We start from the raw sequence: 13417 nt of genomic DNA on the forward strand, positions 1-13417 counted from the left end.
TTTTATTCCTCCACGGACTGTTCCATAATTTAAGAGTACACCATTTCAAAACAAAGGAGGATTTGCATGAGTAATATTCGCAAGTGGTTGTCATTAACGATGATGTTTACAATGGTCATCGTGTTGCTTGCAGGGTGCACCGGCGGGGACAATAAGGCAGAGGATATCGATACCGGCGAGACTCCTGCCCCATCCGGGACCGGCACAACAACCGGGAATTCTGACGGCGAAGGCACAGCTGAAGGGAATTCCACCGGGACGGAATCGTACATGTTTAAAAAATACGAAGCACCGGTGACGATTACATCGGCACAAGCATTACGCGAAAGCGATACACTCCTTCCAGGCGATACGCCGGAGGATAATCCGATGAGTCGTTGGTTGAGAGACAATATGGGCGTTACACTTAAATACAAGTGGTTATTAACGGACCAGAATGACGCCCTGGCGACTAAGATCCGCTTGGCGCTTGCAAGCGGCGAAGAATTGCCCGACGTGCTTTATATTTCGGATACGGTATTGATGAACGAGTTGATCGATGCCGGACGGCTGGAGCCGATTGACGAGGCATATGAGAAATATGCTACAAACCGCATGAGAGAATCCTATGAGAAGAACCCCGAGGTTTGGCGTTATGTAGAAAAAGACGGCAAGAAATGGGGCCTGCCGCAAATTTCCGACGGCATCGTCGGCGACCCGATTATGTGGGTCCGGCAGGACTGGCTGGATGCTGTAGGCATGAAAGCGCCGACGACTCTGGAAGAAGTAGAGGCGACTCTCGCAGCGTTCAAGCAGAAATATCCGGACAAAACGCCACTGGCTTTCTCCGGAAAGAACGGTCTTGCCGGGTATATGGGGGACGTGCACTTCATGTTCGGTCAGACCCAGCCCTATATCTGGGATAAAGGGGAAGACGGGAAACTGCGTTACGGCGCCGTTCAACCGACTGTAAAAGATGGTCTGCTGAAATTAAAAGACTTTTATGCAAGCGGCTACATTCATCCGGAATTCGGAGCGCATGACGAGCAGAAGGCTGCTTCTCTATTTACATCAGGTGAAGCCGGTATGCTCTTCGGCCCTGGATGGATGGGAGGCTGGCCGCTGGCCGATACGGAAGTGAATGTGCCTGGAGCGGTAGTGAAACCGTATCCGCTGCCTTCGGGCGTCGATGGAACGATCGGGCGCACTGGTTCCGCTCTTTCTTATGGCACCTACGTATTCCGCAAAGGGTTTGAATATATGGATGCCGCGTTCCATTATTGGGATATCAGCCTGGGAGTTCAACTGGAGGATCCGAACAGCCCGTTCGCCAATGGCTATGCCGAAGGCTACGATTACATTATGGTCGACGGGAAGCCGCAGTGGGATTTCCCGGACAAACCAACTACGGAGATCGGAAATTATCAATTGTTGGGTTCCGGGAATACGCCGCCGGGTATGATTCAAGGACCGAGCATTTATGAACGTGTGGCAAAAGGCCAGATCGAAAGCGTCTACGAGAAAAAATTGGCTGCCGGAACGGGCAAATTGGTGGTGGACGGCTTTACAGCCGCTCTGTCTCAGCCGAATATCGCCCGGCGAAACCAATTTATCGGCGCTCCGACGGAAACGATGGGTGAGAAGTGGACGCTGCTCAAAAAAATGGAATTAGAGACGTTTTTGAAAATTATTTACAATAAAGCGGACGCAAACGCATTCGACGAATTCGTGGAAGACTGGAAGGCGCAGGGCGGAGATAAAATTACGGAAGAAGTAAATGAGTGGTACCAGCCGTAAAAGAATGAAGGCTGCGGATCTTTGAATGCGGTGGGTGGGGCGCTTCTGTCCCAATCCGCCAGCATTCAAGCTTTTAGAAGTCCGATGAATTATGGGCGGACAATGATAATCGAAGATGGAGCGGATCGCAATGAGTGAGCCTGTTGTACCTGCAACAATGAAAAGCCCGGCAAGACAAACCCTTTCGCAGCGGATGAATTGGACGCGCACCTGGCAGCTTCATTTGTTCCTGCTGCCCTCGGTCATTCTGCTTTTTGTGTACAGCTATATACCGATGGGCGGAATTATGATTGCCTTTCAGGATTACAAGGCGTATACAGGTTTTTTTCATTCGGATTGGGTGGGATTGGAGCACTTTCAAAGCATGTTCGCAAATGAAGAAATCATTACGATTATTTGGAATACACTATTTATCGCAATCGGTAAAATGATTTTAGGCTGGATTACGCCGCTGGTGTTTGCCTTGCTATTAAACGAAGTCAAGATTATGTTCTTCAAAAGAACCATTCAGTCGTTGGTATATCTTCCTCACTTTATGTCATGGGTCATCCTAGCCGGGATACTGACCGATATGCTTTCCCAATCCGGGCTCATCAATCAGTTCATATCCGGCATCGGACTGCCAGCCGTGTTTTTCCTCGGGGATGGCGACTGGTTCCGCTTTACCATGATTTTCAGCGATGTCTGGAAGGAGTTCGGATTCGGCACCATAATTTATCTTGCCGCTCTTGCGGGCGTCAATCCTTCTCTTTATGAAGCGGCGGAAATCGACGGTGCGAGCCGGTGGAAGCAAACCGTTCACGTTACACTGCCTTCGATTATGCCTGTGGGAATAATTATTGCGACATTGTCGCTCGGAAACATCATGAACGCAGGCTTTGACCAGGTATTTAACATGATTAATCCTCTGGTTGCGGATAAGGGAGAAATCATCGATACGTATGTATACGCGGTTGGATTGCAGCAGGGAGCGTTCAGTCTTGCGACAGCGGTGGGACTGTTCAAATCAGTCGTTTCCTTTATTCTGATTGCGGTAACGTACCGTATGGCCACCAAATATGCCAATTACCGCATCTTTTAAAGGAGGGAAGCAGCGTGTACAGTAAAGATCCTCTATACCGGATATTCAACGGCTTCAATATCGTATTTCTATCGATTCTCTCCTTGGTCTGCGTCATGCCGTTAGTGCATGTGTTTGCTGTTTCGCTAAGCTCGAATGCTGCGGCGACCGCGAATCTGGTTACGTTCTGGCCGATCGGATTCAATTTGGATTCCTATGAGAGAACGTTCGGCAGTCCAAGTTTTCTGCATGCTCTGCAGATCAGCGTATATAGAACGGTGCTCGGAACGGCGCTCAGCATGCTGCTATGTCTTCTTGCGGCATATCCCATGTCTAAAGAGGGCAGCTTTTTCAAAGGAAGAACCGTCTATGCGTGGTATTTTGTCATCACCATTTTGTTCAACGGGGGCTTGATCCCCACTTATATTATTGTAAATGAAACAGGACTGCGCAATACGATCTGGGCATTGGTTCTGCCGGGGGCAGTTGCGGTTTTTAACGTTGTGCTGATGATGAATTTCTTCCGGGGGATCCCGAAGGAATTGGACGAAGCGGCGCAGATTGACGGCGCAAGCCACGCCCGGATATTGTTTACCGTTTATTTGCCCATTTCCATGCCATCCATTGCGACGCTTTCGCTATTTTCCATCGTGAGTCACTGGAATTCCTGGTTTGACGGCATGATCTATATGGAAGCGGATATTCAACCTCTGGCCACCATGATTCAATCGCTCGTGAAAAGCCTGGATTATACCAGAATCGGTATTGATCCGACAGAGGTGAAAAGATTATCGGAGCGTTCACTGCGGGCTACCCAGATCTTTATTGGAGCGCTCCCCGTACTTGTGGCGTATCCTTTCCTGCAGAAGTACTTTGTGAAGGGGATGACCCTTGGCTCTGTAAAAGAGTAGCGGCCGAACAGGCTGCTCCGAGCATAAAAGAAGGCTCTCCATAAGTCACCAACTGTGACTAACGGGGAGCCTCTTTTTGGCCTCTATATTCCAGGTTTCCTGGGAGTCCGTTCACTTTTAGGCAGCTAATATGGATATTATCATCATATATTTACGCTTTTGCGTGCGATTCCATCAGATAGTTTCCTGATTGCTCACCAGTACATCCTGCAGTCCGGGCCAATGCATCCACATGTCCGTGAGAGGCGTGCGCCAGTCTTCCCGGATACCGTTATGCAGGATCCTGTAATAGCACGAATACCGGATCAGGTGAGAGGTATTGATTCCTCCGGCATGAACCAATTGATAGTGGGAAATGACAAGATCGCCGGCCTTTCCCGTTATTTGAACGGGATCCGGCAGCTTCAAATTCTGGGAACGGGCTGTCTTGCTGAAGGACTCCTCTGTCAGCAGGACCTCCGGTCCTTTTTCCCGGAAATATTGCTCATAGTCACGGTGAGTGCCAGGATATACAACAAAATTACCCATATTGATTTCCGGTTGGTCGCTCAGCATAATTCCGACGAGCGCGGTGAAGTTTTCTACTATACCTTCACGCAGCTTCAGCATGCCGTCAAGGTGGGCACCAGCGTACGGATTTGGCGGATCCTGATAATCGGGGAAGCGAAGGGCGATTTGCGCGCTTTGAAGCGGGGGATAATTGGTTTGTCCCACAAGGGAGTCAATCAAGGTTCTGGCTGGACTTTTATTATACAAATCCGTGATGGCGGGATGCTTCTCGAGCTCCCTGCAGTAATTCGCTCCGGTGTGATTGGCCGGAATTCCCTTGCCAATGGAGTGATTAATCGATTTCATAGCTTCCGTAATCATTATTTTCGGTACAACGCCGGGAACGACAGTGTAGCCGCTCTCGATCAACTGCAATTTTTGCCGGTAGGTCAACTGCATGACATTTTCCTCCAAACGCAATTGTATGTTCTCACTATTATTGTAGTCTGCGGTATCCGGAGGGAAAATGGCCTGCTTTCAAGAAAATGATTCGTTATTACACATTTAGAAAGCTGCCGGGGATGAAGCGGCAATTTCGGCAGCAGCATAGTTAAATTTTTATGGTTACACCGTTAAGATATTCTATTACGTTCCCGCAAAGGGAGGACTATGCTTATGATGCGGCTAACAGCCACAGATATGACCACATACATCAGGAGGTGATTGAAAGGATAATGGACGGCAAATGACGAATCGATCCAGCAACAAAACCGTTGCCCGGAGAACAACTTCAAAGGAGGCTGCTTATTTTGATAAAACTAAGTAACAAACGTAAGCTGAAGTCTGGAGCGATGGCTGCGGCACTGCTCTTGACCGGACTGGCGCCATGGGTGCCAAGCGCGAATGCGGAAGGGGCGAAGGACAAGCCGATTGAGCAAAGCACTTTTCGCGCAAAGTCATCCTTCGGCAGTGTCCAGGGAACAGATGGCTGGTATTACATGGAAAAGACGGCCGGATCCTATGCCTATTTAAGCAGCTATGGGGAGAAGAAGCCTGCCAAGTGGGAAGACGCTTCCGGCCAGACTTCCGTAAGCGATGATACGTTTCAATCGATTGACGGCAGCGCTGCTGTGAAGAAATGGATCGCGCCGCAGGCGGGCACCGTCGAGATTTCGGGAACTGTTCATAAGACGGACTCGAAGGGTGACGACATCACAGTGGAAGTTTTGAAAAACAAAGCTTCCCTATGGCATCAAACGTTAACGTCCAAATCTGCCGTCAAGCCGAGCGGTGTATCGGATATTCATGTCGAAGCCGGCGATGCCCTTTATTTTGTCTCGGAGGCTGAGGGAAACGATGGCCGTGGTGAAACGAAGTGGACGCCCGAAATAACACTGACCACGGCAATAACGATTCAGGCGGAAAAATATTCTTCAAGTTCTGGTGTCCAGACAAGCGCTGACGGCGACGCCGGAGGAGGCAAGGACGTTACCGGATTGGACGCCGGCGATTATATGGTTTACAAGCGCATCGATCTGGGCGGAGGGTACAAGACATTGGAGGCCCGCTTATCGGCTCCCGTTACCGGCAATGCGTTCGAGGTCAGGCTGGACGGTCCGACGGGTCCGGTCATCAGCACCTTTACCGTAGCCAACACCGAAACCTGGCAGGACGGCAGCGACAAGAACTATGCATACGAGACGCAAGTCTGGGGCGTGGACCCCGGCGCGACCGGTGTCCATGATCTGTATGTCAAAGTTTTGTCGGGTACGGGAATGGCCAAGCTTAACTGGTTCCGATTCACCAATAGCGAAACCCGCGGGGCTACGATGCCGTTCAGGACGTATGAAGCGGAGGAGGGCACTTCCGGAGGCGGCGCGGTCAAAGACGAGAACGCCGATGTTAAGGTGGCATCGTCAGGAAAAAGCTACGTGCAGCTCGACCGTACGGGTGATTATGTCGAGTGGACCAACGTGCGAGACGCCGACAGACTGATGCTTCGATACAGCATACCGCAGAATACGAACGGTACGCTGAGTCTGTATGTAAACGGTGTCAAACGGCAGAGTCTCGAGCTTGCCTCGACCTATAACTACGACACAGACGACAGCAGCTACAAAAGACGGTATGACGATCAGGATGCTGCCGTCCAGATCAACGCCGGCGACACGATCCGGCTGCAAAGGGATGAAGGAGACGTACTTCCATGGTATGGCATCGATCTCATTGAGCTGGAGACGGCGCCTGCTCCGCTTGCAATGCCGGCAGGCTATCTCTCTGTGAAGGCTGCGCCTTATAATGCAGCAGGTAATGGCGCTGAGGACGACACGGCGGCAATACAAGCCGCAGTCAATGATGCGGCCTCGAAGGGCAAGAACGTGTGGCTCCCGGCCGGCACATACAATCAAAGCGGGAAAATTGCGGTTCCGTCGGGTGTCGATATCCGCGGGGCCGGAATGTGGTATTCGCATCTGCATTCGACCGTGACCAACAATGTTTGGGGTGGAACGGTAGGATTTACGCTCAACAACGACACGACGATTTCCGATCTGCGGATCAGCGGGGTGCAGACGCAGCGGAATAATCAGTACGCAATCGTCGTACTGACGAATCCAGGCGCGGGACAGCGGAATGTGCTGCAAAATTTATGGGTTGAGCATGTCGGATGCTTGGAAGGCTGGACCGACTGGTCTGATTCGACCATCCAGAACGTGCGTATCCGCAACACGTATTTTGACGGCATTCATTGGGGGGACGGGGGCAACAACGGCAACCTGGCTCGCAACAATTTCATGCGCGGGCTGGGAGACGACGGAGTAGCGCAGGTGAACCTGCAAAACTTCAACGCCGTCGCGAACCATAATGTGGCCGAGTTCAACACCATATCCGCCAACTATTGGGGTCGGGGGATGTCTGACGTCGGCGGCGACAGCCTGATATACCGCGACAATATACTTGACAGCTCCTTCAACGCCGGCATGATCATTACGACGGAGCCGGTTGCCGATCCGGCCAAAAATGAAATTTCTTATCCGATCAACGGCTTGAAGTTTCAGCGCAACACGATTAATAAAGCGGGCCATGCGGGGCATAATCATGCCGGACTCCATTATTGGCTGTACGTGAACCCGATGAAAGATGTCCGGATTGAGTTGAATACGATCGAAAATGGCGAAACGCAGGGCATTCATATTGATAATACAGCTTTCGGCGACAGCGAAGGCCGGACACAGTTCAATTTCAATACGGTGGAGAATAATGCACTGGACAATTATCAGAATGCGAGCACGATTATAGTTCCCGTCCTGAAGGGCAACGTTGGTATAGACAACAGTCCGGAATAAAGAGCGCTGAAAGACGAATTACAAATAAATCCCCACCCTTGGATCTGCAGCCCCGGGTGGGGATTTATTATATCTTGTATCAATCGTTTTACTGAAGCCAAGCCGTTGAATTTGTTCTCATCACGAAGCGATTTCCTTGAGAAGATCCCCTCAAAGAACGTATCCCAAGGCAGCAGGGGAATAACGAGATGTCCGGTTCTGTCTTGCAATCACAAACAGACCTCCAGTTTTTCACAGCGTAGTGAAACCGGAGGTCTGTATTTTGCGGATGATTATGGTGCGGCGATCAGTGTTACTTCTCCATATGCCGTTGTATCCGCCCAATATGGAAGGTTCTTGTCGACCCAGCTCAGGTAAGTATCGCGGCGGCCATCGCCGTTCGCGTCGTCGTTGGCGCTGGCGTTGAAGCCGATAATATCCCCGGCTTTCGGAGTAAGCGCCGTATAAGGCACAGCCAGCTCTACTGTATAGATTCCATCGCCCTGAGCAACCGCGCTTCGCACACCAGAGAGATCCAGGCCGTTCACCACTGTCGATAACGCGTTGTTCAGATCGACCCGCAGCTGGTAGTCGCCTACGGTTGGGGCGCCGTTCCTGGCATTGGTTTCGTCGACCCAGACTTCGACCGAGTCGTTGTTTTCATTGGTACTGACCGCATTCGGTGTTGCGTCTTGTATCTGGAACAGGTAGTACAGCGCGCTGTCATCCCAGGCGATTCGGCTTGTCCCCGTCGTGCCGTTCTCGTCCGTATTCAGCTGAAGCAGCGAGGAGTTCTGCCACAGGCTGTCAACCACACCGTCGATGGCAGGCGATCCTTGGACAGCGACATAATCCTCCCCGGATCCGCCGTCGCCGGCATTCGGATCATTCGGCATGTCGCTGATCACCCGGGCGATGGTGGAAGCATTGGAGAACGGGGCATTCCCGGCCGACTTTACCGTATTCTTCAGGAAATTCAACTTGCCGCTAACCGTACTCAATATTCGGATCCCGTATAACGCCGGGTTATCGATATCGTTTTTCAGGAAGGTGGCGTCGATCGTATCGGAGCCCAGGATAAGAATGCCGCTGTCTCCGGAATTCTTGATTGTGTTTTTCTCAAATACCGCGTTCTGGATGCTGGGCTCCTTGTTGGTCGCCTGCAAGCGGATGCCGCCTCTCTCGGCAACCGCCCGGTTGCTGCTGTCGCCTTCGATGGTATTTTTGCTTACGGTCAGATTCTTGACCGCATAGGTCTTGTAGTTGCCTTCGGAGGCAATATAGATGCCGGAGCCGCCGGTCCGGGCGATCCGGTTGTTCTGGATTGTGATATTTTCGCCGCCTGACACCGTGATGCCGCGGGCATGGCCGCCCGCTACGTCATTGTCGCGGATGCTGACATTACGGACCCAAGTGCCGAATTTCTCGTAGGATACGACGGCGATATGGTCGTCTCCCGTATCCCGGACCACATTGTTCCTCACTTCGATATTGGCCGTCGCGCCCGTCAGATGGATGCCATCCGCCAGCGTGTTGCGTACCATGTTGTTGCTGATCACGCCATTGCTCCCCAAGCAGAAGACTCCCACGGACGAGGCGCCGTCGATCTCCATGCTGTCGATAGAGAATCCCGAGGTTCCCGGCATTACCAGTATTCTGCCGGATTCGTCGTTCGACAGCCTGACAGTGGGCTGAACCGTCGTTAATTTAACTTTGCTCACGGCCGCTCCCGTCCCTTCCAGAACCACAGCCTGATGAGTGAGATTGGTGCTCTTCAGCACGGATTTTTCACCTGAGCCGGTCATCTTGACGCCATCGAGTACGAGCAGGTCGCTGTAAATGAACGTTCCCTCCGGGATGTACACGGATTTCCCGCTCGCCTTGGCGGCTGCGACTGCCAGGTTGATTGCCGCCAGATCATCAGTCCCGTCATTCGGTACAGCGTCGTAATCCGTGATGGAGACGGAGTGGCCCGGCTGCCGGCTGCCGCCGGATGGCGCAGCAAATGATGTGGTCGGCATCAATAGAGATGCCGCAAGCAGGCATAGAGCCCATTTCTTTGAGTACATGTGAATTCCTCCCGACAATGTTTTGTGAAAGCGCTTCGCAAGTATCATAAACGACCTGTTCGAAGAGGGTAACGGAATATATTAACGTGATCTGTGGAAATTATTAACCTATCCGTTAAGATTTTCATAGGAAGCAGTTAAATGATTAGCCCTCCTCCGGGCGTAAATTGAATGTGTATCCTTGCAATCCAAGCGGATATCCGCCGTATAATGAAAATACTCTTGCATTGATGCGACAATTCTATTGTATGATGTATCTAGTTCAAGACGATTTTGCAGAGTATGGAGGAAGAAATATGAAAGCGAATACATCCAGATATGCGGCCGTAATACGATATTTTCAACGATCCATGTACCGTAAAATGCTGGTTTCTTACTTTTTCATTATCGTGCTCACCGTGTCGATTCTCGTGATCGACTTCTACGTTCGCACCGCGGGAGATTTGAAGCGTCAATCTATCGAGACGACCGAGCGCCTCACTCAGCAATCCTCGGCGGCATTAAACTCCTATATGAGCAATATCCAAAACTTTTCCTGGAATTACTTCGGAGATACGAATTTCCAGCATTTTGTCAAGGAAATGGGGAAGGATCCGGATTCCATCAGCTATTACAGCAGCAAGTTTTCCCAATTTGTGAATGACAATCCTATTATCGATTCCGTATTTATCACCCAATTGAACGGCTTCAGCATCCAGTCGGGCTCTTCTGCCAATGACGTGTCCGCTGAAGAGAGGGCCAGACTGATTGATATAGGCGAAGAGAATGACGGCAAGGGCGTATGGGTATCCTCGCAGACCTATGACCGGCCTTCGCGGTCCAGCGTCAAGACCATTACATTCGTTCAGGCGATCAAAAATATCACCGCCACTTCACCGGGTCCGATCATTGGAGTCATGATGTACGGAATGTCCTACACTGAGCTTCAGAAGTGGCTGCGAAATGTGGAGGGCAACGGTGCCAACCGGTCCTATGTGATTCGATTGGAGGATGGAAGCGTCATCAACGGATTGAGTGCGAATGTGAATGACCATATTCTGCTGAGTAAGAAAGAACTGGCAGAGATCCGGGGACATACGGGCGGTCATTTCTATACCGCGAGCAAATCGGGCAACCTGCTTGTCGTCTATCAGAAGCTGGCCAACAGTGACTGGATTCTGGTATCGCTGTCACCGATCAAGGTGCTGCTCGCGCCCGTCAGCGATTTTACCAAACGGACCATCGTCATCGGAGCTTTGAGCCTGCTTGTTTCCATGCTGCTTGCCAGCATCTTCTCTTCGCGGACGATCACGCCGCTCAAAGAGCTCAGCAAAGGAATGAAAGCGATCGAAGTAGGCAACTACTCCGTCAGCCTTCCCATTCGAAGCATTGACGAGGTGGGCTATCTCAGCTCTTCGTTCAACCGGATGGCCCGGGAGATCAACCGCTTGATCATGAAGGTCTACGAGACCGAGCTGGTCAAGAAAAATGCGGAGATCAAATCGCTGCAATCGCAAATCAATCCGCATTTTCTCTACAATACGCTGGGTGTGATCGACAGCTTGTCCTCAATGGGCGGGAACGAGCGCGTATCCATAATCAGCAGGTCGCTCGCCAAGATGTTCCGCTATAATATAAGCGGCAATGACATATCGAATCTGGGGGCGGAGATTCAGCAGATCCGGCTGTATCTGTCAATTCAGAAAATCCGCTTCGACAGCCGTCTCGATTATTCCATCTATCTGGAGCCGGGACTCGAAGATATTCCTATCCCCAAGCTGTTGTTCCAGCCGCTGGTGGAGAATGGCGTGCTGCATGGCATCAGCCGAACGATCGAAGGCGGTACGATCAGAGTGGAGGTTGCCAGAGACGACATGGAGGATATTCAAATCAAAGTGTGGAATACAGGCGAGCCGATCGAGCCGGAGCGGCAGGAATGGCTCAGGCAGCTGCTTGCTCCTGGGGCCAGCGGGAACGACCCCTACCTGGAGCGGTCGTCGATTGGTTTATTGAACGTTCAGAATCGGCTCCGGCTGGTCTACGGCGATACGTACGGTATTCTTTTCGAGAGCAGCAGGATGCGGGGCACCTCCTTCTTCCTGACAATCCGGTCAACTTTGCCTGTGGGAGGTAGCGAACATGAAGATCATCGTCCTTGACGACGAGCCGATTATTCGGCAGGGAATTATACATAAAATCCAGACATCGGGCTTGCCGCTGACGATCGTTGGTGAAGCGGGCAACGGGGTAGCGGGCCTGGAGATGACGAGAGAAGCTCGACCGGATGCCATCCTGACGGACATCCAGATGCCGGAGATGAACGGATTGGAGTTCATTCGGCTGGCGAAGGAGATCAATCCGAAGCTGGAATTTATTATTCTCAGCGGCTATGACGATTTCGATTACGCCAAGCAGGCTATCCGTTACGGGGTCAGCCGTTATTTGCTCAAGCCGGTCGAGAACGAGGAGCTGTATGAAGCCATTAACGGGCTCATGGAGAAGCTCGAAGCCGATCATCTGAGGGAGAAATCGTACATGGAGCTGAAGCTGCTGGAGGAGACCAGCAGGGAAACCGTCAGGCAGCAGGCGATGACGCAGTTCATCCAGCAAGGCGATGAAGCACCGGGCGATGAAGCGCTTAAGGAATTGGAAATGGTGTGCGCTCATTTCGCCGCTGCGGTCTTTTCCTTCGAGCCGTTTCAGCTTCCGCATCTTTCCTTTGCGGCGGACGAGGAGAGCCTGCTCTGGTACGCGGTCAAAAATATTATAACGGAACAATTCGAACGGAGCGGAGTCCGGGGGATGCTGATTCAGCACACCCTGCATCGGTATGAGCTGGTGTATGTTCTCGGAATCGGTTCGGCTTCGCAGCAGTCCTCCGTCAAGATCGCGCTGCAGGACATCCTTCAGAGCGTCGGGAGGTATCTGAAGCTGGAGCTGACCGAAGCGATCGGTCCATACGTCGATCAGTTCGGCAGGGTCCAGGATTCTTACCGCGAGGCCAAGCTGCTGCTCCGCGATGCGGTCATCCATGGCAGCAACCGCATTTATTCATTTAACGCGGCCAGGCAGAAGGGACCCAACCGCAAATCCATCATCAGTGGAGAAGACGAGTCGACCATTATTGAAATGCTGAAACAGGGGGAAACGGATAAAATCCACCGGTGGACGGAGCGCCGCATGGGGGCTATTGCTCAGGACCCCGATTCGACCTACGTCCATCTGGAGTGGTTCTGCATGGACCTTCATTTGCTGTTCCATAAATATTTGCTGGCGCGTTCGTTGGATTCGGAATGGACGATCGGCGAGACGGAGGATCTCCTTCAATGGCTAAGTCAAGTCAGGCACTGGGAGGACGTTCTGGAGCAGATGAAGCGTTATACCGCCAACATCGCCGGATTTCTGTCGAAGAGCGGCCAAATGCAGGAAACAGATATGATGGAGGCCATCCGCCAATATATTGCAACCCATTTCGGGGAGCCGTTATCGCTTCAATCCATCTCGGAGAAGTTTTTTATCCATCCCAACTACTTTTCAAGACGGTTCAAGGAGAAAAACGGCACCAGCTTTATCGAGCTTCTGACCGCCTACCGGATGAAGGAAGCGGAGTCGCTGCTTCGCGGAACCGAATTATTGGTTCATCAGGTTGCCGAGCGGGTGGGCTTTGAGGATGCGGCCTATTTCGGCAGCGTGTTCCGCAAGCATTACGGGATGACTCCCAAGCAGTACAGAGAGCAGGAGATATCTTAACATATTCATAGGGATGGGTTAAGAAATTCGCTTAAAAGCCGAATGAAGATTGCCTACAAT

At 51.6% G+C, this 13417-nt stretch carries 8 protein-coding genes; 6 read left to right on the plus strand and 2 right to left on the minus strand.

Annotation, left to right across the window (positions count from 1 at the left end):
- Nucleotides 1-66 precede the first annotated feature (66 nt).
- The 3 genes from ACFOLF_RS35815 (at nt 67) to ACFOLF_RS35825 (ending at nt 3747) form a co-directional block, all read left to right on the plus strand.
- Nucleotides 67-1776 carry an extracellular solute-binding protein gene (locus tag ACFOLF_RS35815; protein WP_210040220.1) on the plus strand — a complete coding sequence of 570 codons (1710 nt, stop codon included), beginning with the start codon at nt 67-69 and terminating at the stop codon, nt 1774-1776.
- Between the two features lie 130 nt (nt 1777-1906).
- The gene (locus ACFOLF_RS35820; protein ID WP_210040219.1) at nt 1907-2857 is read left to right on the plus strand and encodes an ABC transporter permease; all 951 of its coding nucleotides are present in this window, start codon (nt 1907-1909) and stop codon (nt 2855-2857) included.
- Between the two features lie 14 nt (nt 2858-2871).
- A complete protein-coding gene (locus ACFOLF_RS35825) occupies nt 2872-3747 on the plus strand; it encodes a carbohydrate ABC transporter permease (protein ID WP_210040218.1) in 876 nt (291 codons plus the stop codon).
- A gap of 174 nt (nt 3748-3921) precedes the next feature.
- Here the strand turns inward: ACFOLF_RS35825 and ACFOLF_RS35830 are convergent, their stop codons facing one another.
- Nucleotides 3922-4695, minus strand: coding sequence for a phytanoyl-CoA dioxygenase family protein (locus ACFOLF_RS35830; protein WP_210040217.1), 774 nt, complete (start codon nt 4693-4695; stop codon nt 3922-3924).
- 350 nt (nt 4696-5045) lie between these two features.
- Between ACFOLF_RS35830 and ACFOLF_RS35835 the strand changes: the two genes are divergently transcribed.
- A complete protein-coding gene (locus ACFOLF_RS35835; protein ID WP_210040216.1) occupies nt 5046-7580 on the plus strand; it encodes a carbohydrate-binding protein in 2535 nt (844 codons plus the stop codon).
- Nucleotides 7581-7852: 272 nt separating this feature from the next.
- Here the strand turns inward: ACFOLF_RS35835 and ACFOLF_RS35840 are convergent, their stop codons facing one another.
- Complete coding sequence (locus ACFOLF_RS35840) at nt 7853-9628, minus strand: sugar-binding protein (RefSeq protein WP_210040215.1); 1776 nt, start codon at nt 9626-9628, stop codon at nt 7853-7855.
- A 296-nt stretch (nt 9629-9924) separates the two neighbouring features.
- On the opposite strand from ACFOLF_RS35840, the gene ACFOLF_RS35845 reads away from it, so the two are divergent.
- Nucleotides 9925-11766: a cache domain-containing sensor histidine kinase gene (locus ACFOLF_RS35845; protein ID WP_210040214.1), complete on the plus strand. Its 1842-nt coding sequence runs from the start codon at nt 9925-9927 to the stop codon at nt 11764-11766.
- On the plus strand, nt 11747-13357 hold the full coding sequence (locus ACFOLF_RS35850) for a response regulator (protein WP_210040213.1): 1611 nt from the start codon (nt 11747-11749) through the stop codon (nt 13355-13357). The genes ACFOLF_RS35845 and ACFOLF_RS35850 overlap by 20 nt, the downstream gene beginning before the upstream one ends.
- Nucleotides 13358-13417 lie beyond the last annotated feature (60 nt).

It is taken from the genome of Paenibacillus sepulcri (assembly GCF_042647105.1).
GTDB lineage: Bacteria > Bacillota > Bacilli > Paenibacillales > Paenibacillaceae > Paenibacillus_Z > Paenibacillus_Z sepulcri.